The sequence below is a fragment of the Mariniflexile aquimaris genome, from assembly GCF_042676825.1.
In the GTDB taxonomy this organism is placed as follows: domain Bacteria; phylum Bacteroidota; class Bacteroidia; order Flavobacteriales; family Flavobacteriaceae; genus Mariniflexile; species Mariniflexile aquimaris.
Genome location: NZ_JBHTIB010000002.1, coordinates 15353 through 37612, shown reverse-complemented (window position 1 = coordinate 37612; position 22260 = coordinate 15353). Strand labels below are relative to the sequence as shown.

Annotated in this window: 35 protein-coding genes; all 35 read left to right on the top strand. The window is 34.7% G+C overall.

Annotated elements, in window-relative coordinates:
* Nucleotides 1–7: 7 nt before the first annotated feature.
* Entirely contained in the window at nucleotides 8–484 is a 477-nt protein-coding gene (gene rpsG, locus ACFQ0I_RS00250) for a 30S ribosomal protein S7 (RefSeq protein ID WP_117172458.1), read from the top strand.
* Nucleotides 485–490: 6 nt separating this feature from the next.
* Nucleotides 491–2617 (top strand): elongation factor G, encoded by a 2127-nt coding sequence (gene fusA / locus ACFQ0I_RS00245; RefSeq protein WP_379938302.1) that lies wholly within the window; start codon nucleotides 491–493, stop codon nucleotides 2615–2617.
* An 11-nt stretch (nucleotides 2618–2628) separates the two neighbouring features.
* Nucleotides 2629–2934, top strand: a complete 306-nt coding sequence (gene rpsJ, locus ACFQ0I_RS00240; protein ID WP_111309258.1) for a 30S ribosomal protein S10 — start codon at nucleotides 2629–2631, stop codon at nucleotides 2932–2934.
* A 128-nt stretch (nucleotides 2935–3062) separates the two neighbouring features.
* Nucleotides 3063–3680 carry a 50S ribosomal protein L3 gene (gene rplC / locus ACFQ0I_RS00235; protein ID WP_379938300.1) on the top strand — a complete coding sequence of 206 codons (618 nt, stop codon included), beginning with the start codon at nucleotides 3063–3065 and terminating at the stop codon, nucleotides 3678–3680.
* Complete coding sequence (gene rplD, locus ACFQ0I_RS00230) at nucleotides 3680–4309, top strand: 50S ribosomal protein L4 (RefSeq protein WP_379938298.1); 630 nt, start codon at nucleotides 3680–3682, stop codon at nucleotides 4307–4309. Before rplC ends, rplD begins: the two co-directional genes overlap by 1 nt.
* A gap of 5 nt (nucleotides 4310–4314) precedes the next feature.
* The gene (rplW, locus tag ACFQ0I_RS00225; protein WP_346240341.1) at nucleotides 4315–4605 is read left to right on the top strand and encodes a 50S ribosomal protein L23; all 291 of its coding nucleotides are present in this window, start codon (nucleotides 4315–4317) and stop codon (nucleotides 4603–4605) included.
* Between the two features lie 10 nt (nucleotides 4606–4615).
* Nucleotides 4616–5443, top strand: a complete 828-nt coding sequence (gene rplB / locus ACFQ0I_RS00220; RefSeq protein WP_379938296.1) for a 50S ribosomal protein L2 — start codon at nucleotides 4616–4618, stop codon at nucleotides 5441–5443.
* Between the two features lie 3 nt (nucleotides 5444–5446).
* On the top strand, nucleotides 5447–5725 hold the full coding sequence (gene rpsS / locus ACFQ0I_RS00215; RefSeq protein WP_028283873.1) for a 30S ribosomal protein S19: 279 nt from the start codon (nucleotides 5447–5449) through the stop codon (nucleotides 5723–5725).
* A 6-nt stretch (nucleotides 5726–5731) separates the two neighbouring features.
* The gene (rplV, locus tag ACFQ0I_RS00210) at nucleotides 5732–6139 is read left to right on the top strand and encodes a 50S ribosomal protein L22 (RefSeq protein ID WP_379938294.1); all 408 of its coding nucleotides are present in this window, start codon (nucleotides 5732–5734) and stop codon (nucleotides 6137–6139) included.
* A gap of 9 nt (nucleotides 6140–6148) precedes the next feature.
* Nucleotides 6149–6877 carry a 30S ribosomal protein S3 gene (gene rpsC / locus ACFQ0I_RS00205; protein ID WP_379938293.1) on the top strand — a complete coding sequence of 243 codons (729 nt, stop codon included), beginning with the start codon at nucleotides 6149–6151 and terminating at the stop codon, nucleotides 6875–6877.
* 21 nt (nucleotides 6878–6898) lie between these two features.
* Nucleotides 6899–7318: a 50S ribosomal protein L16 gene (gene rplP, locus ACFQ0I_RS00200; protein WP_379938292.1), complete on the top strand. Its 420-nt coding sequence runs from the start codon at nucleotides 6899–6901 to the stop codon at nucleotides 7316–7318.
* A gap of 13 nt (nucleotides 7319–7331) precedes the next feature.
* Nucleotides 7332–7523 (top strand): 50S ribosomal protein L29, encoded by a 192-nt coding sequence (rpmC, locus tag ACFQ0I_RS00195; RefSeq protein ID WP_092848742.1) that lies wholly within the window; start codon nucleotides 7332–7334, stop codon nucleotides 7521–7523.
* A 12-nt stretch (nucleotides 7524–7535) separates the two neighbouring features.
* The gene (gene rpsQ / locus ACFQ0I_RS00190; RefSeq protein ID WP_117172447.1) at nucleotides 7536–7793 is read left to right on the top strand and encodes a 30S ribosomal protein S17; all 258 of its coding nucleotides are present in this window, start codon (nucleotides 7536–7538) and stop codon (nucleotides 7791–7793) included.
* Nucleotide 7794: 1 nt separating this feature from the next.
* A complete protein-coding gene (gene rplN, locus ACFQ0I_RS00185) occupies nucleotides 7795–8163 on the top strand; it encodes a 50S ribosomal protein L14 (RefSeq protein WP_132218421.1) in 369 nt (122 codons plus the stop codon).
* A gap of 15 nt (nucleotides 8164–8178) precedes the next feature.
* A complete protein-coding gene (rplX, locus tag ACFQ0I_RS00180) occupies nucleotides 8179–8490 on the top strand; it encodes a 50S ribosomal protein L24 (RefSeq protein WP_379938290.1) in 312 nt (103 codons plus the stop codon).
* Nucleotides 8491–8492: 2 nt separating this feature from the next.
* Nucleotides 8493–9044, top strand: a complete 552-nt coding sequence (rplE, locus tag ACFQ0I_RS00175) for a 50S ribosomal protein L5 (RefSeq protein WP_379938288.1) — start codon at nucleotides 8493–8495, stop codon at nucleotides 9042–9044.
* A 3-nt stretch (nucleotides 9045–9047) separates the two neighbouring features.
* Entirely contained in the window at nucleotides 9048–9317 is a 270-nt protein-coding gene (gene rpsN, locus ACFQ0I_RS00170; RefSeq protein WP_379938286.1) for a 30S ribosomal protein S14, read from the top strand.
* Nucleotides 9318–9386: 69 nt separating this feature from the next.
* A complete protein-coding gene (rpsH, locus tag ACFQ0I_RS00165; RefSeq protein WP_304386786.1) occupies nucleotides 9387–9785 on the top strand; it encodes a 30S ribosomal protein S8 in 399 nt (132 codons plus the stop codon).
* A gap of 11 nt (nucleotides 9786–9796) precedes the next feature.
* The gene (gene rplF, locus ACFQ0I_RS00160; RefSeq protein WP_379938284.1) at nucleotides 9797–10339 is read left to right on the top strand and encodes a 50S ribosomal protein L6; all 543 of its coding nucleotides are present in this window, start codon (nucleotides 9797–9799) and stop codon (nucleotides 10337–10339) included.
* 10 nt (nucleotides 10340–10349) lie between these two features.
* A complete protein-coding gene (gene rplR / locus ACFQ0I_RS00155; RefSeq protein ID WP_379938283.1) occupies nucleotides 10350–10706 on the top strand; it encodes a 50S ribosomal protein L18 in 357 nt (118 codons plus the stop codon).
* Nucleotides 10707–10712: 6 nt separating this feature from the next.
* Nucleotides 10713–11237, top strand: a complete 525-nt coding sequence (rpsE, locus tag ACFQ0I_RS00150) for a 30S ribosomal protein S5 (protein WP_379938281.1) — start codon at nucleotides 10713–10715, stop codon at nucleotides 11235–11237.
* 11 nt (nucleotides 11238–11248) lie between these two features.
* Entirely contained in the window at nucleotides 11249–11431 is a 183-nt protein-coding gene (rpmD, locus tag ACFQ0I_RS00145; RefSeq protein WP_379938279.1) for a 50S ribosomal protein L30, read from the top strand.
* Between the two features lie 12 nt (nucleotides 11432–11443).
* A complete protein-coding gene (gene rplO, locus ACFQ0I_RS00140) occupies nucleotides 11444–11896 on the top strand; it encodes a 50S ribosomal protein L15 (RefSeq protein WP_379938277.1) in 453 nt (150 codons plus the stop codon).
* A 15-nt stretch (nucleotides 11897–11911) separates the two neighbouring features.
* The gene (secY, locus tag ACFQ0I_RS00135; protein WP_379938275.1) at nucleotides 11912–13258 is read left to right on the top strand and encodes a preprotein translocase subunit SecY; all 1347 of its coding nucleotides are present in this window, start codon (nucleotides 11912–11914) and stop codon (nucleotides 13256–13258) included.
* A 9-nt stretch (nucleotides 13259–13267) separates the two neighbouring features.
* Entirely contained in the window at nucleotides 13268–13483 is a 216-nt protein-coding gene (gene infA / locus ACFQ0I_RS00130) for a translation initiation factor IF-1 (protein ID WP_028289261.1), read from the top strand.
* Between the two features lie 5 nt (nucleotides 13484–13488).
* The gene (gene ykgO / locus ACFQ0I_RS00125; RefSeq protein ID WP_074961360.1) at nucleotides 13489–13605 is read left to right on the top strand and encodes a type B 50S ribosomal protein L36; all 117 of its coding nucleotides are present in this window, start codon (nucleotides 13489–13491) and stop codon (nucleotides 13603–13605) included.
* A gap of 2 nt (nucleotides 13606–13607) precedes the next feature.
* Complete coding sequence (gene rpsM / locus ACFQ0I_RS00120; RefSeq protein ID WP_379938274.1) at nucleotides 13608–13982, top strand: 30S ribosomal protein S13; 375 nt, start codon at nucleotides 13608–13610, stop codon at nucleotides 13980–13982.
* A gap of 101 nt (nucleotides 13983–14083) precedes the next feature.
* The gene (gene rpsK / locus ACFQ0I_RS00115) at nucleotides 14084–14476 is read left to right on the top strand and encodes a 30S ribosomal protein S11 (RefSeq protein WP_379938272.1); all 393 of its coding nucleotides are present in this window, start codon (nucleotides 14084–14086) and stop codon (nucleotides 14474–14476) included.
* 184 nt (nucleotides 14477–14660) lie between these two features.
* The gene (gene rpsD, locus ACFQ0I_RS00110; protein WP_379938270.1) at nucleotides 14661–15266 is read left to right on the top strand and encodes a 30S ribosomal protein S4; all 606 of its coding nucleotides are present in this window, start codon (nucleotides 14661–14663) and stop codon (nucleotides 15264–15266) included.
* 95 nt (nucleotides 15267–15361) lie between these two features.
* Entirely contained in the window at nucleotides 15362–16354 is a 993-nt protein-coding gene (locus ACFQ0I_RS00105; RefSeq protein ID WP_379938269.1) for a DNA-directed RNA polymerase subunit alpha, read from the top strand.
* Nucleotides 16355–16476: 122 nt separating this feature from the next.
* The gene (gene rplQ, locus ACFQ0I_RS00100) at nucleotides 16477–16950 is read left to right on the top strand and encodes a 50S ribosomal protein L17 (RefSeq protein WP_379938267.1); all 474 of its coding nucleotides are present in this window, start codon (nucleotides 16477–16479) and stop codon (nucleotides 16948–16950) included.
* Between the two features lie 201 nt (nucleotides 16951–17151).
* Entirely contained in the window at nucleotides 17152–18255 is a 1104-nt protein-coding gene (carA, locus tag ACFQ0I_RS00095) for a glutamine-hydrolyzing carbamoyl-phosphate synthase small subunit (RefSeq protein ID WP_379938265.1), read from the top strand.
* Between the two features lie 156 nt (nucleotides 18256–18411).
* Nucleotides 18412–19704: a phosphopyruvate hydratase gene (gene eno, locus ACFQ0I_RS00090; RefSeq protein WP_379938263.1), complete on the top strand. Its 1293-nt coding sequence runs from the start codon at nucleotides 18412–18414 to the stop codon at nucleotides 19702–19704.
* Between the two features lie 174 nt (nucleotides 19705–19878).
* The gene (locus tag ACFQ0I_RS00085; RefSeq protein ID WP_379938261.1) at nucleotides 19879–21165 is read left to right on the top strand and encodes a citrate synthase; all 1287 of its coding nucleotides are present in this window, start codon (nucleotides 19879–19881) and stop codon (nucleotides 21163–21165) included.
* Nucleotides 21166–21233: 68 nt separating this feature from the next.
* On the top strand, nucleotides 21234–22148 hold the full coding sequence (locus ACFQ0I_RS00080) for a dimethylarginine dimethylaminohydrolase family protein (RefSeq protein ID WP_379939930.1): 915 nt from the start codon (nucleotides 21234–21236) through the stop codon (nucleotides 22146–22148).
* The last annotated feature ends 112 nt before the right edge of the window (nucleotides 22149–22260 follow it).

The window sequence follows — 22260 nt, the reverse complement described above, 5'->3', positions numbered from 1 at the left end:
AGAAGACATGAGAAAAAGAGCAGCAAAAAAGAGACCGCTTTTACCAGATCCACGTTTTAACGACCAGTTAGTAACTCGTTTCGTTAACATGATGATGTGGGATGGAAAGAAGTCTGTGGCTTTTAAAGTATTTTACGATGCGATTGACATCGTAGAGTCGAAAAAAACAAACGAAGAAAAGACAGCTTTAGAAACTTGGAAAGATGCTTTATCAAACGTTATGCCTCACGTAGAAGTACGTAGTCGTCGTGTTGGTGGTGCAACATTTCAAATTCCAATGCAAATCCGTCCAGACCGTAAAGTTTCAACAGCTATGAAATGGCTTATTAGCTATTCTCGTAAAAGAAACGAAAAATCTATGGCGCAACGTTTAGCTTCTGAAATTTTAGCAGCAGCTAAAGAAGAAGGTGCGGCGGTTAAGAAAAGAGTAGATACTCACAAAATGGCAGAAGCTAATAAAGCATTCTCTCACTTTAGATTTTAATACGAAATGGCAAGAGATTTAAAATATACAAGAAATATAGGTATTGCTGCTCACATTGATGCTGGTAAAACAACAACAACAGAGCGTATACTTTATTATACAGGAGTTTCTCATAAAATTGGTGAAGTACATGATGGTGCTGCAACAATGGACTGGATGGAGCAAGAGCAAGAGCGTGGTATTACCATTACTTCTGCTGCTACAACCTGCGAATGGGTATTCCCTAGAGTAAACGGAGAGCCAACGGATGATTCAATGAGTTATCATTTTAATATCATTGATACTCCCGGTCACGTTGATTTTACTGTTGAAGTAAACCGTTCATTACGTGTGTTAGATGGTTTAGTATTCTTATTTAGTGCGGTTGATGGTGTTGAGCCACAATCTGAAACTAACTGGAGACTTGCTGATAACTATAAAGTGCCACGTATTGGTTTCGTAAATAAAATGGACCGTCAAGGTGCTAATTTTATGGAAGTTTGTCAACAAGTAAAAGATATGTTAAAATCTAACGCGGTGCCAATCGTTTTAAACATTGGTGACGAAATAGATTTTAAAGGTATTGTTGATTTAGTGAAAAACAGAGCTATCGTATGGCATGACGAAACTCAAGGGGCAACTTTTGATGTTATCGAAATTCCAGAAGAATTGAAAGCTGAAGCAAAAATGTTACGTGGTAAACTTATTGAAGAAGTTGCTGCTTACGACGAAAATTTGCTTGAAAAATATATGGAAGATGAAGATTCTATTACAGAAGACGAAGTGCACGCTGCACTTAGAGCTGCTGTAATGGATATGTCTATCATTCCAATGATTTGTGGTTCTTCATTTAAAAATAAAGGGGTGCAGTTTTTATTAGATGCTGTATGTCGTTATTTGCCTTCTCCAATGGACAAGGAAGGTATTGTAGGAGTTAACCCAGATACAGAAAAAGAAGAAATTCGTAAACCAGATGTAAAAGAGCCATTCGCGGCTTTAGCATTTAAAATTGCAACCGATCCTTATGTTGGTCGTTTAGCATTCTTCCGTGCATATTCTGGTCGTTTAGATGCAGGTTCTTATGTTTTGAACAATCGTTCAGGAAATAAAGAGCGTATTTCTAGAATTTACCAAATGCATGCTAACAAGCAAAATGCTATCGATTTTATCGAAGCTGGAGATATTGGAGCAGCAGTTGGTTTTAAAGATATTAAAACAGGAGATACTCTTACTGCCGAAAAACATCCTATTGTTTTAGAAAGTATGAATTTCCCAGATCCTGTAATTGGTATCGCTGTTGAACCTAAAACTAAAGCGGACGTAGATAAATTAGGTATGTCTTTAGCTAAATTAGCTGAAGAAGATCCAACGTTTACAGTACGTACAGATGAGGCTTCGGGTCAAACCATTATCTCAGGAATGGGTGAGCTTCACTTAGATATTATTGTAGATCGTTTACGTCGTGAGTTTAAAGTAGAAGTTAATCAAGGTGCTCCTCAAGTAGAGTACAAAGAAGCTATTACTCAAAAAGCACAACACAGAGAGGTTTACAAAAAACAATCTGGTGGACGTGGTAAATTTGCTGATATCGTATTTACTATCGAGCCAGCAGAAGAAGGAAAAACTGGTTTAGAATTCGTTTCAGAGATTAAAGGTGGTAACGTTCCTAAAGAATTTATCCCTTCAATTGAAAAAGGATTTAAAGCTGCTATGCAAAACGGACCTTTAGCAGGTTACGAAGTAGATGCAATGAAAGTTACTTTATTAGACGGTTCTTACCACGATGTGGATTCTGATCAATTATCGTTCGAGTTAGCTGCAAAATTAGGTTTTAAAGCATCTGCTAAAGCTGCAAAAGCTGTAATCATGGAGCCTATTATGAAACTAGAGGTAATTACTCCAGAAGAAAACATGGGAGATATAGTAGGTGATTTAAATAGACGTCGCGGACAAGTAAATGATATGGGTGATCGTGCTGGTGCAAAAACAGTTAAAGCACACGTGCCATTATCAGAAATGTTTGGATATGTAACTACATTAAGAACATTATCGTCGGGTCGTGCAACATCAACTATGGAATTTTCACATTATGCTGAAACACCTGCAAATATTTCTGCAGAGGTAATTAAAGCAGCTAAAGGCGTTGAAGCTTAAAATTTAAGAAAATGAGTCAAAAAATCAGAATAAAATTAAAATCTTACGATCACAATTTAGTAGACAAATCTGCTGACAAGATTGTAAAAACAGTAAAAAGTACAGGTGCGGTGGTAACGGGTCCAATTCCATTACCAACAAACAAGAAAATTTTCACTGTATTACGTTCTCCACACGTAAATAAAAAGGCTAGAGAGCAATTCCAATTAAGTTCTTATAAAAGATTATTGGATATCTACTCATCGTCTTCAAAAACAATTGATGCTTTAATGAAACTTGAATTGCCAAGTGGTGTTGAAGTAGAGATTAAAGTTTAGGTAGAACACAAACATGTCCTTAACGATGGTTAAGGAAAAACGGTAAAATACAATTCAAGGCTGAAATGTATTTTTGGCCTTGAGTTTTTTAATAACAAATAGTAAGTAATAACAAATAAATAATAATTATGTCTGGGTTAATTGGAAAAAAAATCGGTATGACCAGCATTTTCGATGAAAATGGAAAAAACATTCCATGTACAGTAATCGAAGCTGGACCATGTATCGTTACCCAAGTCAGAACTGAAGAAGTTGATGGCTACAAAGCTGTTCAATTAGGTTTCGATGACGCGACAGAAAAAAGTGCTACTAAAGCTGACCAAGGTCATGCTAAAAAGGCAGGGACTTCTGTAAAACGCAAAATCGTTGAATTCAAAGGTTTTGATAAGGAGTACAAATTAGGTGATGCAATCACTGTTGAGCACTTTATTGAAGGTGAATTTGTTGATATCTCTGGGATATCAAAAGGAAAAGGTTTCCAAGGTGTTGTAAAACGTCATGGATTTGGTGGAGTTGGTCAAGCAACACACGGTCAACATAACCGTTTAAGAGCTCCTGGTTCTGTGGGTGCAGCATCGTATCCTGCAAGAGTTTTTAAAGGAATTCGTATGGCAGGAAGAATGGGTGGCGACTCAGTAAAAGTTGAAAATTTAAGAGTTTTAAAAGTAGTAGCAGATAAAAATCTACTAGTTGTTAAAGGTTGTGTACCTGGACATAAAAATTCTTATGTAATTATTAGAAAATAATGAAAGTAGCAGTTTTAGATATAAACGGAAAAGATACAGGTAGAAAAGCAGAGCTTTCTCAAGATGTATTCGCTATTGAGCCTAATAATCACGCAGTATATTTGGATGTTAAACAATATTTAGCAAACCAAAGACAAGGAACTCACAAAGCTAAAGAGCGTGCTGAGATTTCTGGAAGTACGCGTAAGCTTAAAAAGCAAAAAGGTACTGGTACAGCAAGAGCTGGTAGTATTAAGTCTGGTGTTTTTAAAGGTGGTGGTCGTATGTTCGGTCCAAGACCAAGAAACTATAGCTTCAAATTAAATAAAAATTTAAAGCGTTTAGCACGTAAATCAGCATTAAGTATTAAAGCTGGAGAACAATCAATTGTGGTGTTAGAAGACTTTAATTTTGAAGCGCCAAAAACTAAGAATTTTACAGCTGTTTTAAAGGCGTTAAATCTTGAAAACAAAAAATCTCTGTTTGTGTTGGGTGCGTCAAATAATAATGTATATTTGTCGTCACGCAATTTACAAGGCTCAGAAGTTATAACTGCTTCAGAATTAAACACTTACAAGATTTTAAATGCAAATCAAGTAGTGCTTTTAGAAGGAGCTTTAGAAGGAATTGAAACAAATTTAAGTAAATAGAAACCATGAGTATCTTAATTAAACCTATAATCACAGAAAAAGCGACAGCAAATAGCGAGTTAAGAAATTGCTATACTTTCGCGGTGAATACTAAGGCGAACAAGGTAGAAATCAAAAAAGCGGTTGAGGCTGCTTATGGCGTTTCTGTTGAAAAAGTTCGTACTATAAATGTCCGTCCAGATAGAAGTACCAAGTATACAAAAACTGGTATTCAACATGGTAAAACAAATGCTGTTAAAAAAGCAATTGTACAACTGGCGGAAGGTGAAATGATTGATTTATACAGTAACATGTAATTAAAGACTAATGTCAGTAAGAAAATTAAAACCAATCACACCAGGACAGCGATTTAGAGTAGTAAATGGATTTGACGCCATAACTACTGATAAGCCGGAAAAGAGTTTACTCGTTCCGAATAAAAGGTCTGGTGGTAGAAACAGTCAAGGAAAAATGACCATGCGCTACATAGGTGGTGGTCATAAAAAGAAGTATCGTATTATCGATTTTAAACGTAACAAAGCTGGTATTCCTGCTGAGGTTAAATCTATCGAGTACGATCCAAACAGAACCGCTTTTATCGCGTTATTGAATTATCAAGATGGCGAAAAAAGATATATCATTGCTCAAAATGGCTTACAAGTAGGTCAAACAGTGGTTTCAGGTGATAGTAATATAGCTCCAGAAATTGGAAACGCGATGCCGTTAAGCCAAATTCCTTTAGGAACTATTATTTCTTGTGTAGAATTACGTCCAGGACAAGGAGCAATTATGGCTCGTAGTGCTGGTGCTTTTGCTCAGTTAATGGCAAGAGATGGTAAATTTGCAACCATTAAATTACCTTCAGGTGAAACACGTTTAGTTCTTGTTAATTGTTTAGCAACTGTAGGTGTAGTATCTAACTCAGATCATCAATTGTTAGTATCTGGTAAAGCAGGTAGAACAAGATGGTTAGGAAGACGTCCACGTACAAGACCAGTAGTAATGAATCCAGTAGATCACCCAATGGGTGGTGGAGAAGGAAAATCTTCAGGAGGACATCCACGTTCTAGAAAAGGTATTCCAGCTAAAGGTTATAGAACTCGTTCTAAAAAGAATGCAAGTAATAAATATATTGTAGAACGTAGAAAGAAATAAGACATGGCAAGATCATTAAAAAAAGGACCTTACGTTCATTATAAATTAGAGAAAAAAGTTGCTGACAATGTTGAGGCAAACAAAAAAACGGTAATCAAAACATGGTCTAGAGCCTCTATGATTACGCCAGATTTTGTTGGACAAACTATTGCAGTACACAACGGCCGTCAATTCGTTCCTGTTTATGTAACAGAGAACATGGTAGGTCATAAGTTAGGAGAATTTTCACCAACACGTTCATTCCGTGGACATGCAGGTGCTAAAAACAAAGGTAAAAAGTAGTAAGCTATGGGAAGTCGTAAAAAACAAATGGCAGACGCTATTAAGGAAGATAAAAAGCAAGTTGCTTTTGCGAAACTTAATAATTGTCCTACGTCACCGAGAAAAATGCGTTTAGTAGCCGATTTAGTAAGAGGTGAAAAAGTAGAGAAAGCACTTAATATCTTAAAATTCAGTCAAAAAGAAGCTTCAGCTAAATTAGAAAAATTGCTTTTATCGGCAATTGCTAACTGGCAATCTAAAAACGAAGAGGCTAGCATTGAAGATGCTGAATTGGTAGTAAAAGAGATACGAGTAGATGGTGGTGCAATGTTAAAAAGATTGCGTCCAGCACCTCAAGGTCGTGCACACAGAATAAGAAAACGTTCAAACCACGTAACAATCGTAGTTGGAGCAAACAATAACACACAAAGCTAAGATAGAAGTATGGGACAAAAAACAAATCCAATCGGAAATCGCTTAGGAATTATCAGAGGATGGGAATCTAACTGGTACGGAGGTAATGATTATGGAGATAAGCTTGCCGAAGACGATAAAATTAGAAAATACGTACACGTACGTTTATCTAAAGCTAGTGTAAGTAGAGTAATTATTGAAAGAACTTTAAAACTTGTAACCGTTACTATCACTACTGCAAGACCTGGTATCATTATCGGGAAAGGTGGTCAAGAGGTAGACAAGTTAAAAGAAGAACTTAAGAAAATTACTGGAAAAGAAGTTCAGATTAACATCTTTGAAATTAAAAGACCTGAACTTGATGCATTTTTAGTAGGATCAAGCATCGCTCGTCAAATTGAAAACAGAATTTCATACAGACGCGCAATTAAGATGGCTATTGCTGCTACAATGCGTATGAACGCTGAAGGAATTAAAGTTCAAATTAGTGGTCGTTTAAATGGTGCTGAGATGGCTCGTTCAGAACACTACAAAGAAGGACGTATTCCTTTATCAACCTTTAGAGCCGATATTGATTACTCACTTGTTGAGGCACACACTACGTATGGTAGATTAGGTGTGAAAGTGTGGATTATGAAAGGTGAAGTATATGGTAAAAGAGAACTTTCTCCGCTAGTTGGATTGTCCAAAAAGCAAGGAAAGGCAGGTGCAGGAGCACCACGTGGAGGAAATAATTCTAAGCCACGTCGTAGAAAGTAATTTTTTATAAAGTAAAGAAAAATGTTACAGCCTAAAAGAACAAAATTTCGTAAGCAACAAAAAGGACGTATGAAAGGTCTTTCTCAAAGAGGACACTTACTTTCAAACGGAACTTTTGGTATAAAATCACTCGAGTCTGAGTTTTTAACATCACGTCAAATAGAAGCTGCACGTATTGCTGCTACTCGTTATATGAAAAGAGAAGGTCAACTTTGGATTAAAATATTTCCAGATAAGCCTATTACAAAGAAACCTCTTGAAGTACGTATGGGTAAAGGTAAAGGAGCCGTTGAATATTGGGTAGCTGTTGTTAAACCAGGAAGAATGCTTTTTGAAGTGGGAGGTGTATCGTTAGAAATCGCAAAAGAAGCGTTACGTCTAGCAGCACAAAAACTTCCAGTAAAAACTAAGTTTATAATTGCTAACGATTACGAAGCATAATTTATTTGATATTATGAAACAATCAGAAATTAAAGAATTATCTGTAGCTGAGTTACAAGAGAAACTTGGTGAAACAAAAAAGAGTTATTCAGACCTAAAATTAGCTCATGCAATATCTCCTTTAGAAAATCCAATTCAGTTACGTTCTTTACGAAGAACCGTGGCAAGAATTGCGACCGAATTAACTAAAAGAGAATTACAATAATTCTGCTACAAGATGGAAACAAGAAATTTAAGAAAAGAACGTATAGGAGTTGTTACTAGTAACAAAATGCAAAAATCAATAGTTGTTGCAGAGGTTAAAAAAGTAAAACACCCTATGTATGGAAAGTTCGTGTTAAAAACTAAAAAATATGTTGCGCACGACGAAACGAACGATTGTAACATTGGAGATACCGTAAGAATCATGGAAACAAGACCTTTAAGTAAATCTAAATGTTGGAGATTAGTTGAAATCATAGAAAGAGCTAAATAATATGTTACAGCAAGAATCAAGATTAAAAGTAGCAGATAACACTGGAGCAAAGGAAGTTTTAACTATCCGTGTTCTAGGTGGTACTAAAAGAAGATATGCTTCTGTGGGAGACAAAATAGTTGTTTCAATTAAAGATGCAACACCTAATGGAAACATTAAAAAAGGTGCTGTTTCAACTGCAGTGGTTGTTCGTACAACAAAGGAAGTAAGAAGACCAGACGGATCTTATATTAGATTCGACGATAACGCATGTGTGCTTTTAAACGCTCAAGGTGAGATGAGAGGAACACGCGTATTTGGTCCGGTTGCTAGAGAACTTCGTGATAAACAATTCATGAAAATTGTATCATTAGCACCAGAAGTGCTTTAATACATTAAATTTAAGATGACAAAGCTTAAAATAAAAACTGGAGATACTGTAAAAGTAATTGCTGGAGACCATAAAGGTTCTGAAGGTAAAGTACAAAAAGTATTAATAGACAAGAACAAAGCGATCGTTGAAGGTGTAAACATGGTTAAGAAACATACTAAACCAAGTGCTAAAAACCCTCAAGGAGGAATCGTAGAAAAAGAAGCTGCTATTCATATTTCTAACTTATCATTGTTAACTTCTAAAGGAGAAACAACAAGAATAGGTTACAAAGTTGAAGGCGGAAAGAAAGTAAGATTTTCAACAAAATCTAAAGAAGTAATATAGTTATGGCATATTCACCGAGACTTAAAGAAGAGTATAAAAGCAGAGTAATTGCAGCTCTTACAGATGAATTTGGATATAAAAATGTAATGCAAGTTCCTAAACTACAAAAGATAGTAATATCTAAAGGTGTGGGAGCAGCTGTTGCAGACAAAAAGTTAATTGACTACGCAGTAGAAGAATTAACTACTATATCTGGACAAAAAGCTATAGCAACAATTTCTAAGAAAGACGTTGCATCGTTTAAATTACGTAAAGGGATGCCAATTGGCTGTAAAGTTACGTTACGTGGCGAAAAAATGTACGAGTTTTTAGATCGTTTAGTTACTTCTGCACTTCCACGTGTAAGAGATTTTAACGGAATTAAAGCTACAGGATTTGATGGACGTGGTAACTACAATTTAGGAGTTACTGAGCAAATTATATTTCCAGAGATTAACATTGATAAAGTGAACAAAATCTCAGGTATGGACATTACATTTGTAACGACTGCTGAAACTGATAAAGAAGCAAAATCATTATTAACCGAATTAGGATTACCTTTTCAAAAGAACTAAGTTATGGCTAAAGAATCAATGAAAGCCCGTGAGGTAAAAAGAGCTAAAGTAGTAGCTAAATATGCTGAAAAACGTAAGGCTTTAAAAGAAGCTGGCGATTATGAAGCATTACAAAAGTTACCAAGAAATGCCAATCCAGTTCGTCTTCATAATAGATGTAAATTAACAGGAAGACCTAGAGGATACATGAGAACGTTTGGTATCTCACGTGTAACTTTTAGAGAAATGGCTAATCAAGGCCTAATTCCTGGAGTAACAAAAGCAAGTTGGTAATATTATTTAAATAATCAGATTTAAGGTTCAACACGAGGTTGAAAACCAAAATCACAAAATCAATTCATTATGTACACAGATCCAATAGCGGATTATTTGACAAGAATTAGAAATGCAGTGCGTGCAAACCACAGAGTGGTTGAAATCCCTGCTTCTAATCTTAAAAAAGACATCACTAAAATATTATTCGAGCAAGGATATATTTTAAGTTACAAGTTCGATGATTCTTCAGTACAAGGTACTATTAAAATAGCCCTTAAGTACAACAAAGAAACTAAAGAGCCTGTAATTAAAAAGATTGAAAGAATCAGTAAACCAGGTTTACGTAAGTATGCAAGTTCTAAAGAACTACCTAGAATTCTTAATGGTCTTGGTATTGCCATCGTTTCTACTTCTCATGGAGTAATGACAGGTAAACAAGCAAAAAGAGATAACGTAGGTGGTGAAGTATTGTGTTACGTTTACTAAAAAGATAAGATATGTCAAGAATAGGTAATAACCCAGTAGTAATTCCACAAGGCGTTACAGTTGATATAAACGACGGAGTAGTTACAGTTAAAGGAAAATTGGGTGAATTAACTCAAAATTTTGATTCTGTAGATATTAAAGTTGAAGATGGAAATGTATTAGTAACACGTTCTTCAGATACTAAAGATCAAAAAGCAAAACATGGTTTATACAGATCATTAATGCGTAACATGATTGAAGGTGTGTCTAAAGGGTGGACTAAAGAATTAGAATTAGTAGGTGTAGGATATAGAGCTAGTAACCAAGGTCAAAAATTGGAATTAGCATTAGGATATTCTCACGCAATTGTTATGAGTTTAGCTCCAGAAGTTAAAGTTGAGACAATAAGTGAGAAAGGAAAAAACCCTATTATAAAACTAACTTCGCATGATAAACAACTTGTAGGTCAGGTAGCGGCTAAAATCCGTGATTTTAGAAGACCAGAACCTTACAAAGGAAAAGGAATTAAGTTTGTTGGTGAGGTATTAAGAAGAAAAGCAGGTAAATCAGCTTAATAATTAAGTTATGGCATTAACAAAGAACGAAAGAAGAATAAGAATTAAAAGCAGAATTCGTAAGATAGTATCTGGTACTGAAGCCAGACCTAGATTATCTGTTTTTAGAAGCAATAAAGAAATTTATGCTCAAATTGTAGATGACGTAACTGGTGTAACAATCAGTGCAGCTTCTTCAAGAGATAAAGATGTTAGTTCTGCGAAAGCAACTAAAATTGAAGTAGCTAAATTAGTAGGAAAAGCTCTTGCTGAAAAAGCTTTAAAAGCAGGTGTAGAAACTATTGCTTTTGATAGAGGTGGCTATTTATATCATGGTCGAGTAAAATCATTAGCTGAAGGAGCTAGAGAAGCAGGACTTAAATTCTAAGAAATTATGTATCGTAAATATAAAAGCGCAGAATTAGTAAAACCAGGTGGATTAGATTTAAAAGATCGTTTAGTTGGTGTACAAAGAGTTACTAAAGTAACTAAAGGTGGTAGAGCATTTGGTTTTTCAGCTATTGTTGTAGTGGGTGATGAAGCTGGTGTAGTAGGACAAGGTTTAGGAAAATCTAAAGACGTAGCGAGTGCAATTGCAAAAGCTGTTGAAGATGCTAAGAAAAACTTAGTTCGTATTCCATTAAAAGGAAAATCTTTACCACACGAACAAAAAGGTAAATACGGCGGAGCAAGAGTAAATATTATTCCTGCAGCTGCTGGTACCGGTGTAATTGCTGGTGGTGCTGTTAGAACAGTATTAGAAGCAGTTGGTGTGCATGACGTATTATCTAAATCTCAAGGATCTTCAAATCCTCATAACGTTGTAAAAGCAACATTTGATGCTTTATTACAATTAAGAGACGCTAATACAATTGCTAGAGACAGAGGTATTTCACTTGAACAAGTTTTTAAAGCTTAATACAGACAGAGATGGCAAAAATTAAAGTAACAAAAGTAAAAAGCGCAATCAATTGTCCGCTAAGACAAAAAAGAGTTTTAGAATCTTTAGGTCTTAGAAAAATTGGTCAAGTAAAAGAGCACGAAGCTACATCAAGTATACTTGGTATGGTAAGTAAAGTAAATCACTTAGTTTCTGTAGAAGAAATTAAATAATAATATACTGAAATGGATTTAAGTAATTTAAAACCTGCAGAGGGTTCAGTTAAAAATCAAGGAAAAAGAATAGGTAGAGGACAAGGTTCTGGAAAAGGTGGTACTGCTACACGTGGTCACAAAGGAGCTAAATCTCGTTCTGGTTATTCTAAGAAAGTAGGATTTGAAGGTGGGCAAATGCCACTTCAAAGACGTGTTCCTAAATTTGGTTTTACAAACGTTAACCGTGTGGAGTATCAAGGTATTAATTTAGATACGTTACAACTATTGGTTGATGAGAAAAAAGCAACTGATACAGTAGATTTTGAAACATTATTCTCAAACCGTTTAGCAGGAAAAAATGATCTTGTTAAAATATTAGGTAGAGGCGAATTAAAAGCAAAATTAAAAGTATCAGCACATAAATTTACTGCTTCAGCAAAAGCTGCTATCGAAGCTGCTGGAGGAGAAGCCGTAACTTTATAAGACCTTATTATAAGTATGAAATTTATAGAATCGTTAAAGAATGTTTGGAAAATCGAAGAACTGAGAAACAGAATCACGATTACACTTGGTTTGTTATTAGTTTATCGTTTTGGTGCTCAAGTTGTATTACCAGGTATTGATGCTGCTCAATTAGGAGGTTTAGCAGATAGTACAGATGGAGGTTTATTAGGATTACTTAATGCCTTTACAGGTGGTGCTTTTGCAAATGCTTCGGTTTTTGCATTGGGTATTATGCCTTACATTTCTGCTTCTATTGTGGTGCAATTAATGGGAATTGCTATTCCTTATTTACAAAAGCTACAAAAAGAAGGTGCTAGTGGTCAAAAGAAAATTAATCAGATTACACGTTGGTTAACCATAGCGATCTGTTTGCTACAGGCACCAGGTTACTTAGCTAGTTTACCAGCTTTAGGTATTCCTACAAGTGCATTCTTATTAGGTACTGGTCCATTATTCTATTTCTCTTCTGTTACCATATTAGTAACAGGATGTATCTTTGCGATGTGGTTAGGAGAAAAAATTACCGATAAAGGTATTGGTAATGGTATATCCTTATTAATTATGGTGGGTATTATCGCAAGACTACCTGCATCATTTATTCAAAATGCTGCAACAAGATTAGAAGGTAATAACGTAATGCTTATTCTTTTTGAATTAGTGTTATGGTTCGCAATCATTTTAGCTTGTATTATGCTTGTAATGGCTGTTAGAAAAATTGCTGTGCAATATGCGCGTAGAACGGCTACAGGTAGTTACGAGAAAAGTGCTATGGCAGGATCAAGACAGTATATTCCATTAAAGCTTAATGCCTCTGGAGTAATGCCTATCATATTTGCGCAAGCAATTATGTTTGTTCCTAGTTTAATAGGAGGGTCGTCACTTTTAAAAGAAACGGCTTTTGGAGCATGGATGCAAACTAATTATGCAGATATTTTTGGCTTAGCCTATAATATAACATTCGCTATATTGATTATAATTTTCACATATTTCTATACAGCGATAACCGTACCTACAAATAAAATGGCCGATGATTTAAAACGTAGCGGTGGTTTTATTCCAGGGATTCGTCCAGGTTCTGAAACTTCAGAATATCTTGACAAAATAATGTCTCAAATAACCTTACCGGGTTCTATATTTTTAGCCTTTTTAGCTGTGTTCCCAGCGATAATAGTTAAAATTATGGGTGTTCAACAAGGATGGGCGCTATTTTTTGGAGGCACTTCATTAATTATTTTAGTGGGTGTTGCCATTGATACTATGCAACAAGTAAATTCTTATTTGTTAAATAGACACTACGACGGCTTGATGAAAACAGGTAAGAATAGAAAGGCAATAGCTTAATATTATACTATGGCAAAACAAGCAGCAATAGAGCAAGACGGAACGATTATAGAAGCATTATCAAATGCTATGTTTCGTGTTGAATTAGAAAATGGTCACATTGTGACTGCGCATATCTCTGGTAAGATGCGTATGCATTATATTAAATTATTACCAGGAGATAAAGTAAAATTAGAAATGAGTCCTTATGATTTATCTAAGGCTAGAATAACTTATAGATACTAACACAGATGAAAGTAAGAGCATCAGTAAAAAAGAGAAGTGCAGATTGTATAATCGTGCGAAGAAAAGGTAGACTTTACGTGATAAACAAAAAGAATCCTAGATTTAAACAAAGACAAGGGTAATTATGGCAAGAATTGCAGGTGTAGACATACCAAAAAACAAAAGAGGAGTTATCTCTTTAACTTATATCTATGGAATAGGTAGAAGTAGAGCTAAAGAAATATTAGCAGAAGCTAATGTTGATGAAAGTATTAAAGTTCAAGATTGGAACGACGACCAGATTAGTGGTATTCGTGAAGCTGTTGGTACTTTTAAAATCGAAGGTGAATTACGTTCTGAAACGCAATTAAACATTAAACGTTTAATGGATATTGGTTGTTACAGAGGAATTCGTCACAGATCGGGTCTTCCTTTAAGAGGGCAACGTACTAAGAACAACTCTAGAACTAGAAAAGGTAGAAGAAAAACTGTTGCTAACAAGAAAAAGGCAACTAAATAACAATTAGTCTTTAGTATTTAGACGTTGGAAGGAATCTGTTTGAAATTATAAAAGGTTTAGGATTCTAGCGACTATCAACTAATAACTGAAAACTATTAAAAATGGCAAAAACAAATACAAAGAGTACTAAAAAACGTAAAGTTATAGTAGATTCTGTAGGAGAAGCTCATGTTAATGCTTCTTTCAATAACATCATCATTGCACTTACAAATAAAAAAGGAGATGTTATTTCATGGTCATCTGCAGGTAAGATGGGATTTAGAGGTTCTAAAAAGAACACCCCATACGCTGCGCAATTAGCTGCTGAAGATGCTGCAGCTGTTGCATCAGAGGCTGGATTAAAGAAAGTAAAAGTTTATGTTAAAGGACCAGGAAACGGTAGAGAATCTGCTATCCGTTCTATCCACAATGCAGGAATTGAAGTAACAGAAATTATCGATGTTACGCCACTTCCACATAATGGATGTCGTCCTCCAAAACGTAGAAGAGTATAATTTTACATAACATTATAAATAAAATTAGTATCAATTGTTTTTAAACAGTTGATATTAATTTTTTATGTGTAAATTTGCAAACTGAAAAAAAATAATATTAACAAGTATCAACAAGAGATCAACGATTATCGAAGGATAAGATTAAGACCTTAATTCATAATCACTCTTAAAAAAACAATTTAAAATGGCAAGATATACTGGTCCTAAAACTAAAATAGCTCGTAAGTTTGGTGAAGCTATTTTCGGAGAAGATAAATCATTCGAAAAAAGAAATTATCCTCCGGGACAACACGGAAACGCAAGACGTCGTGGAAAAAAATCTGAATACGCAATTCAGTTACAAGAAAAACAAAAAGCTAAATATACTTATGGTATTTTAGAGCGTCAATTTAGAAACATTTTCAAGAGTGCAAGAGCTGCTCAAGGAATTACAGGTGAAGTGTTATTACAACTTTGCGAATCTAGATTAGATAACGTTGTTTACAGAATGGGTATTGCACCTTCTAGAAGTGCTGCAAGACAATTAGTTTCTCACAGACACATTACTGTTAACGGAGAATTAGTAAACATTCCTTCATACCAATTAAAAGCTGGAGATGTTGTTGCAGTAAGAGAAAAATCTAAATCACTTGAAGCAATTGAAAGATCTCTTGCAAACTCAAGTAAAGTTTATGAGTGGATTACTTGGAACGACGACACAAAACAAGGAACATATGTTTCTGTTCCAGCGAGAATTCAAATTCCAGAAAATATAAACGAACAATTCATCGTCGAGTTATATTCTAAATAATAAATTAATCACATTGGTATTTAGCCAAAGGGTTTATTAGTCTTCTTCAAACTTTTAAACCGCGCAACTAAGTAACAATTAAAACGAAGAAAAACATGGCAGTATTTAATTTTCAAAAACCAGATAAAGTAATCATGATTGATTCTACTGATTTCGAAGGTAAATTCGAATTCAGACCTTTAGAACCTGGTTATGGTTTAACAGTAGGTAACGCTCTTAGAAGAGTTTTGCTTTCTTCATTAGAAGGATTTGCAATTACATCGGTTAGAATAGAAGGCGTCGATCATGAATTTTCAGCAATAGCTGGAGTGGTTGAAGATGTTACCGAAATCATTTTAAACTTAAAACAAGCGCGTTTTAAAAGACAAATAGATGATATCGATAATGAGTCAATCTCAATATCAATATCTGGTCAAGAGCAAATTACAGCTGGAGATTTTCAAAAATTTATTTCAGGATTCCAAGTATTAAATACAGAATTAGTAATCTGTAATTTAGATCCTAAAGTTAATTTCAACATGGAAATTACAATTGAAAAAGGTAGAGGATATGTTCCTGCAGAAGAAAATAAAAAAGCTGCTGCACCAGTTGGAACAATCTTTACAGATTCAATTTACACACCAATAAAAAATGTTAAGTATAGTATAGAAAACTATCGTGTTGAGCAAAAAACAGATTACGAAAAACTGGTTTTTGAAATCATTACTGATGGTTCTATTACTCCTCAAGATGCTTTAACAGAAGCTGCTAAAACCTTAATTCACCACTTCATGTTATTCTCTGATGAGCGTATCACTTTAGAAGCTGATGAAATTGCACAAACTGAAACTTATGATGAAGAATCACTTCACATGCGTCAGTTGCTTAAAACTAAGTTAATCGATATGGATTTATCTGTACGTGCACTTAACTGTTTAAAAGCTGCAGAGGTTGATACTTTAGGAGACTTAGTATCTTTCAATAAAAATGATTTAATGAAATTCAGAAACTTTGGTAAAAAGTCTTTAACCGAGCTAGAAGAACTAGTAAACGTTAAAGGTTTAAATTTCGGAATGGATTTAAGCAAATATAAATTAGATAAAGACTAGAACAATTTAAGATTTACGGTTTTGGATACCTGAAATCGTAAATCAAAAATTGTAAATCATTAACCCATCATAGTTTGCTCCCTAAAAAGGTATAGAAGCAAGATGATGATAACAAAAATGTCATGAGACACGGAAAAAAAATAAATCATTTAAGTAGACAGACTGCGCATAGAAAATCTATGTTGGCAAATATGGCTTGTTCTTTAATAGAGCACAAGCGTATCAACACAACAGTTGCTAAAGCAAAAGCTTTAAAACAATTTGTTGAGCCAATGATTACTAAGTCTAAAGAAGATACAACACATAACAGACGTATTGTTATGTCTCGTTTAAGACAAAAAGATGCAGTAGCAGAGTTGTTTAGAGATGTTGCAGCGAAAGTTGCGAATCGTCCAGGAGGTTACACAAGAATCATAAAACTTGGAAATCGTTTAGGAGATAACGCTGATATGGCAATGATTGAGCTTGTAGATTATAACGAAATTTATAACGCTGCTAAGCCAGAAAAGAAAACAACTAGAAGAAGTAGAAGAGGTGGTGCTAAACCGGCCGCTGCTCCAGCTGTTGAACCAAAAGACACAAAAGAAGAAGAGTAAATGTTAATAAGCATTGAAAATATAAAGGATAAACTATTTTAGTTTATCCTTTTTTTTATGCATTTTTGTAAAACTTTTTATTAAATGAAATCATCCATGTTGCATAATATCAAACGCTTATACAGAAATTGTATGGATGCTACTACAGATATTGTTTGGGTGCAACACGAGATGTCAATCGATAAAAATATAAACTAACACATGAAATATCAAAAAAAACAAAAAGCCATCATTCTTTTAGCAGATGGTACCATTTTTTATGGAAAGGCGGTAGGTAACAAACAGGGAACTGCGTTTGGTGAAGTATGTTTTAATACGGGAATGACGGGTTACCAGGAAATTTTTACCGACCCATCTTATTTCGGTCAATTAATGGTTACAACCAATGCGCACATCGGAAATTATGGAGTCAATAATGAAGAGGTTGAATCAGATTCTGTTAAAATAGCTGGTTTAATTTGTAAAAATTTCAGTTATGATTATTCGCGTCCTGCAGCAGATGGATCGCTAGAGAGTTTTCTAGATGAAAATAAACTCTTCGCAATCTCAGACGTCGATACACGAGCGTTAGTAAGCTATATTAGAGACAATGGCGCGATGAATGCCGTTATATCTACAGATGTGGATAATATAGAAGGATTAAAAAAGCAACTTGCGGAAGTTCCAGACATGGTAGGTTTAGAATTAGCGTCTAAAGTGTCAACAAAAGAACCGTATTATTTTGGTGATGAAAACGCAACTTACAAAGTTGCAGCTTTAGATATTGGCATAAAAAAGAATATTTTACGCAACATCGCATCAAGAGACGCCTATATAAAAGTGTTTCCGTATAATGCTAAGTTTGAAGATTTAGAGGCTTTTAAACCAGATGGTTACTTTTTATCGAATGGACCTGGAGATCCGGAACCCTTGGTAGAAGCACAAGCTTTAGCTAAAGAAATAATAAAAAGAGATTTACCATTGTTTGGTATCTGTTTAGGTCATCAGGTAATTGCCTTGGCAAATGGAGTGTCTACCTATAAGATGCACCATGGGCATAGAGGTATTAACCATCCAATAAAGAATTTGCTTACTGGAAAAGGTGAGATTACATCGCAAAATCATGGTTTTGCTGTGAATAGAGAAGAAGCGGAAGCGCATCCAGATTTAAAAGTAACGCATATACATTTAAATGATCATACAGTTGCCGGATTAGCAATGAAGAACAAAAACTGTTTTTCTGTTCAATACCATCCAGAGGCAAGTCCTGGACCACATGATTCGTCATATTTATTCGATCAATTTATTGAAAACATAAAAAAATAAGTAATTTGTAGAACCTCTAAAATTGTATGAATTTATGAGGTTATCAATTACTAAAACGTTGTAGAAGTGTTTTTTAAATATTTGTTATAAAACACTTAAAAAAAACAAGATTTAAACGTAAATTTGAACTATTAAAAAAGGTAAAATAAACCAATTATGAGTATAATTATTAATATACACGCAAGACAAATTTTGGATTCAAGAGGAAATCCAACAGTAGAAGTAGACGTAATTACAGAAAACAATGTGTTAGGAAGAGCTGCAGTGCCATCGGGCGCTTCAACAGGAGAGCATGAAGCTGTAGAATTACGTGACGGCGGAAAAGCCTATATGGGTAAAGGTGTTTTAAAAGCGGTTGAAAACGTAAACACTATAATTGCTCCAGAATTAATGGGAGTTTCAGTTTTTGAACAAAATTTAATCGATCAATTAATGATTGATTTAGATGGAACTAAAAACAAATCAAAATTAGGAGCTAATGCTATTTTAGGTGTTTCATTAGCAGTTGCTAAAGCAGCAGCTAATGAGCTTGATATGCCTCTTTACCGTTATGTTGGTGGTGTATCAGCTAACACACTTCCTGTTCCAATGATGAACATTATTAATGGTGGTTCTCATAGTGATGCGCCTATCGCGTTTCAAGAGTTTATGATTATGCCTGTAAAAGCTAAAACTTTTACACACGCTATGCAAATGGGAACTGAAATTTTCCATAACCTTAAAAAAGTTTTACACGACAGAGGGTTAAGTACTGCTGTTGGTGATGAAGGTGGTTTTGCTCCAACATTAGCTGGTGGAACTGAAGACGCTTTAGATTCTATCAAATTAGCAGTTGAAAAAGCTGGATATACTTTTGGTGGTGATATTATGATTGCTTTAGATTGTGCTGCGGCAGAGTTTTATGTAAACGGAAAATACGATTACACTAAATTTGAAGGTGATAAAGGAAAAGTTAGAACTTCAGCAGAACAAGCAGAATACTTAGCAGAATTAGCAGCTAAATACCCAATCATCTCTATTGAAGATGGTATGGATGAAAACGATTGGGAAGGTTGGAAATTATTAACCGATAAAATTGGTGATAAAGTTCAATTAGTAGGAGATGATTTATTCGTAACTAACGTAGAGCGTTTATCACGTGGTATTGAAAATGGTATCGCAAATTCAATTTTAATTAAAGTAAACCAAATAGGTTCGTTAACCGAAACTATTGCGGCTGTAAATATGGCTAAAAATGCGGGTTATACTTCTGTAATGTCTCACCGTTCTGGAGAAACTGAAGATAACACGATTGCCGATTTAGCAGTTGCTTTAAACTGTGGTCAAATTAAAACAGGTTCTGCTTCACGTAGCGACCGTATGGCTAAATACAACCAATTACTTCGTATAGAAGAAGAATTAGGTAAAACAGCTTATTTTCCACAAGAAAAAGCATTTAAAATTAAATAATAGTAAATATTATTACTTTAAAAAGCGGTTATTATTTTAATAATCGCTTTTTTTTGCATTAAATTTAAATAATTTGTTAAATGCGTAAATCTTTTGCTTTCTACAATCATTAAAATGATGAGATATTTTGTAAATTAGCTTTCCAATTTAAAATTTAAATACTCATTCAAACTTATGGCAAACACGGCTACCATCGAAGTCAACGGAAAAAGAATAGAGCTTCCGGTAATAGAAGGGACAGAAAAAGAATTCGCAATTGATATTTCCAATCTTAGAAACGCCTCAGAAGGGGTAATAACTATCGATCCAGGTTACAAAAATACAGGATCTTGCGAAAGTGCTATTACGTTTTTAGATGGAGAAAAAGGTATTTTAAGATATAGAGGTTACTCTATTGAAGAATTAGCAGAAAAAGCAGATTTTTTAGAGGTGGCTTATCTTTTAATTTTTGGTGAATTACCAACGAAAGAGCAGAATGATAAATTCCACAACGACATAAAAGCACAATCTATTGTAGATGATGATGTTCGAAAAATTGTAGATGCATTTCCAAAAACGGCACATCCAATGGGTGTTGTTGCCTCTTTAACAAGTGCTTTAACAGCTTTTAACCCTTCTTCAGTAAATGTTAATTCTGAAGAGGATATGTATAAAGCAATCGTTAAAATATTAGGTAAATTCCCGGTTTTAGTTGCATGGACTTATCGTAGAAAATTTGGTTTACCGTTAGATTATGGCGATAATTCATTGGGGTATGTGGAGAACATACTTAAAATGATGTTTAGCCAGCCTAATGCATGTTATGTACAAAGTAAAATTTTAGTGGATGCTTTAGATAAATTATTAATTCTGCATGCAGATCACGAACAAAACTGTTCTACCTCTACAGTTAGAATTACAGGTTCTTCTCATGCGGGGTTATTTGCATCGTTATCTGCCGGTATTTCTGCGCTTTGGGGCCCACTTCATGGTGGTGCTAATCAAGCCGTATTAGAAATGTTGGAGGCTATTAAAGCAGACGATGGGGATACAAAAAAATATATGGCGAAAGCTAAAGATAAAGACGATCCTTTCCGTTTAATGGGCTTTGGTCACCGTGTTTATAAAAACTTCGATCCACGCGCTAAGATTATTAAAAAAGCTGCCGATGAAGTATTAGCTAATTTAGGCGTTGAAGATCCTATTTTAGACATCGCGAAAGGTCTTGAAAAAGAAGCCTTAGAAGATCAATACTTTGTAGATAGAAAATTATATCCTAATGTCGATTTCTATTCAGGAATAATCTATCGTGGTATGGGTATTCCAACAGATATGTTTACTGTAATGTTTGCTTTAGGGCGTTTACCAGGTTGGATAGCCCAGTGGCGAGAAATGCGTTTAAATAAAGAACCAATAGGAAGACCAAGACAAATATATGTAGGTGCTACCCACAGACCTTTTGTACCTTTAGATAAAAGATAATACATTTTAGTGTAAAAAAATAAGAAGCTTCATAACTAAACATTATGAAGCTTTTTTATATTTACACTATGCTACAACTCAATATAAAAAACGAAACATCAAGGCTTAGAGCAGTTATTTTAGGAACTGCGGAGAGCAACGGACCTGAACCTAGTTTAGAAGATTGTTACGACCCTAAAAGTGTCGAACATGTGCTTGCTGGTACTTATCCTAAAGAAGCGGATATGATTCGGGAAATGGAGGCTGTGGCTGCCGTTTTTAAAAAATACGATGTTACTGTTTATAGACCGAAAGTCATTAAAGACTGTAATCAGATATTTTCTCGCGATATCGCGTTTGTAATCGAAGATAAAATTATTAGAGCCAATATTTTGCCCGATCGAGAACGTGAAATCGAAGCCATAAGGTATGTTTGGAACCAAGTAGATAGAAAAAACAGAATTATATTACCCCCAGAATGTCATGTTGAAGGCGGCGATGTCATGCCTTGGAACGATTATATTTTTATTGGAACCTATTCTGGTGAAGATTATGCGCAATTAATTACGGCGCGTACTAATATGGACGCGGTTATTGCGATTCAAGAATTATTTCCAGATAAAATTGTAAAGTCTTTCGAGCTTAGAAAATCAAATACCAATGCCAAAGAAAACGCGCTGCATTTAGATTGCTGTTTTCAACCTATAGGCAAAGGAAAAGCCATTATTCACAAAAATGGGTTTTTAATAGAACGTGAATATAATTGGTTGGTTGATTTTTTCGGAAAAGAAAACATTTTTGAAATTACTAAAGATGAAATGTACGATATGAATAGCAATATTTTTTCTATTTCGGAAGACGTTATTATTTCAGAAAAGAACTTTACGCGTCTAAACACCTGGTTGCGAAGCCAAGGGTTTACAGTTGAAGAAGTGCCTTATGCCGAAATTTCTAAGCAAGAAGGATTGCTAAGATGTTCTACAATGCCATTAGTACGCGATTAAATAATGCGCGTTAAAAGCGCTTTATTTAACTGCGATTTACTGCCTCTGGAATCTTATTTAAAGCATAATCTTTGAAGCTATTTTAAAAATTTGATAGGTTAATTACTGAATC

What these genes read in the sequence shown, in the direction of transcription:
- rplD (WP_379938298.1), top strand. Translation starts at nt 3,680, where the DNA reads ATGAAAGTAGCAGTTTTAGATATAAACGGAAAAGATACAGGTAGAAAA.
- carA (WP_379938265.1), top strand. Translation starts at nt 17,152, where the DNA reads ATGAAATATCAAAAAAAACAAAAAGCCATCATTCTTTTAGCAGATGGT.
- rpmD (WP_379938279.1), top strand. Translation starts at nt 11,249, where the DNA reads ATGGCAAAAATTAAAGTAACAAAAGTAAAAAGCGCAATCAATTGTCCG.
- rplF (WP_379938284.1), top strand. Translation starts at nt 9,797, where the DNA reads ATGTCAAGAATAGGTAATAACCCAGTAGTAATTCCACAAGGCGTTACA.
- rpsN (WP_379938286.1), top strand. Translation starts at nt 9,048, where the DNA reads ATGGCTAAAGAATCAATGAAAGCCCGTGAGGTAAAAAGAGCTAAAGTA.
- rplN (WP_132218421.1), top strand. Translation starts at nt 7,795, where the DNA reads ATGTTACAGCAAGAATCAAGATTAAAAGTAGCAGATAACACTGGAGCA.
- rplB (WP_379938296.1), top strand. Translation starts at nt 4,616, where the DNA reads ATGTCAGTAAGAAAATTAAAACCAATCACACCAGGACAGCGATTTAGA.
- fusA (WP_379938302.1), top strand. Translation starts at nt 491, where the DNA reads ATGGCAAGAGATTTAAAATATACAAGAAATATAGGTATTGCTGCTCAC.
- rplE (WP_379938288.1), top strand. Translation starts at nt 8,493, where the DNA reads ATGGCATATTCACCGAGACTTAAAGAAGAGTATAAAAGCAGAGTAATT.
- rplQ (WP_379938267.1), top strand. Translation starts at nt 16,477, where the DNA reads ATGAGACACGGAAAAAAAATAAATCATTTAAGTAGACAGACTGCGCAT.
- rplW (WP_346240341.1), top strand. Translation starts at nt 4,315, where the DNA reads ATGAGTATCTTAATTAAACCTATAATCACAGAAAAAGCGACAGCAAAT.
- rpsE (WP_379938281.1), top strand. Translation starts at nt 10,713, where the DNA reads ATGTATCGTAAATATAAAAGCGCAGAATTAGTAAAACCAGGTGGATTA.
- infA (WP_028289261.1), top strand. Translation starts at nt 13,268, where the DNA reads ATGGCAAAACAAGCAGCAATAGAGCAAGACGGAACGATTATAGAAGCA.
- eno (WP_379938263.1), top strand. Translation starts at nt 18,412, where the DNA reads ATGAGTATAATTATTAATATACACGCAAGACAAATTTTGGATTCAAGA.
- secY (WP_379938275.1), top strand. Translation starts at nt 11,912, where the DNA reads ATGAAATTTATAGAATCGTTAAAGAATGTTTGGAAAATCGAAGAACTG.
- rplV (WP_379938294.1), top strand. Translation starts at nt 5,732, where the DNA reads ATGGGAAGTCGTAAAAAACAAATGGCAGACGCTATTAAGGAAGATAAA.
- rpsM (WP_379938274.1), top strand. Translation starts at nt 13,608, where the DNA reads ATGGCAAGAATTGCAGGTGTAGACATACCAAAAAACAAAAGAGGAGTT.
- rplP (WP_379938292.1), top strand. Translation starts at nt 6,899, where the DNA reads ATGTTACAGCCTAAAAGAACAAAATTTCGTAAGCAACAAAAAGGACGT.
- rplX (WP_379938290.1), top strand. Translation starts at nt 8,179, where the DNA reads ATGACAAAGCTTAAAATAAAAACTGGAGATACTGTAAAAGTAATTGCT.
- rpsQ (WP_117172447.1), top strand. Translation starts at nt 7,536, where the DNA reads ATGGAAACAAGAAATTTAAGAAAAGAACGTATAGGAGTTGTTACTAGT.
- ACFQ0I_RS00105 (WP_379938269.1), top strand. Translation starts at nt 15,362, where the DNA reads ATGGCAGTATTTAATTTTCAAAAACCAGATAAAGTAATCATGATTGAT.
- rpsD (WP_379938270.1), top strand. Translation starts at nt 14,661, where the DNA reads ATGGCAAGATATACTGGTCCTAAAACTAAAATAGCTCGTAAGTTTGGT.
- rplC (WP_379938300.1), top strand. Translation starts at nt 3,063, where the DNA reads ATGTCTGGGTTAATTGGAAAAAAAATCGGTATGACCAGCATTTTCGAT.
- rpsJ (WP_111309258.1), top strand. Translation starts at nt 2,629, where the DNA reads ATGAGTCAAAAAATCAGAATAAAATTAAAATCTTACGATCACAATTTA.
- ACFQ0I_RS00080 (WP_379939930.1), top strand. Translation starts at nt 21,234, where the DNA reads ATGCTACAACTCAATATAAAAAACGAAACATCAAGGCTTAGAGCAGTT.
- rpsG (WP_117172458.1), top strand. Translation starts at nt 8, where the DNA reads ATGAGAAAAAGAGCAGCAAAAAAGAGACCGCTTTTACCAGATCCACGT.
- ykgO (WP_074961360.1), top strand. Translation starts at nt 13,489, where the DNA reads ATGAAAGTAAGAGCATCAGTAAAAAAGAGAAGTGCAGATTGTATAATC.
- rplO (WP_379938277.1), top strand. Translation starts at nt 11,444, where the DNA reads ATGGATTTAAGTAATTTAAAACCTGCAGAGGGTTCAGTTAAAAATCAA.
- rpsC (WP_379938293.1), top strand. Translation starts at nt 6,149, where the DNA reads ATGGGACAAAAAACAAATCCAATCGGAAATCGCTTAGGAATTATCAGA.
- rpsK (WP_379938272.1), top strand. Translation starts at nt 14,084, where the DNA reads ATGGCAAAAACAAATACAAAGAGTACTAAAAAACGTAAAGTTATAGTA.
- ACFQ0I_RS00085 (WP_379938261.1), top strand. Translation starts at nt 19,879, where the DNA reads ATGGCAAACACGGCTACCATCGAAGTCAACGGAAAAAGAATAGAGCTT.
- rpmC (WP_092848742.1), top strand. Translation starts at nt 7,332, where the DNA reads ATGAAACAATCAGAAATTAAAGAATTATCTGTAGCTGAGTTACAAGAG.
- rpsH (WP_304386786.1), top strand. Translation starts at nt 9,387, where the DNA reads ATGTACACAGATCCAATAGCGGATTATTTGACAAGAATTAGAAATGCA.
- rpsS (WP_028283873.1), top strand. Translation starts at nt 5,447, where the DNA reads ATGGCAAGATCATTAAAAAAAGGACCTTACGTTCATTATAAATTAGAG.
- rplR (WP_379938283.1), top strand. Translation starts at nt 10,350, where the DNA reads ATGGCATTAACAAAGAACGAAAGAAGAATAAGAATTAAAAGCAGAATT.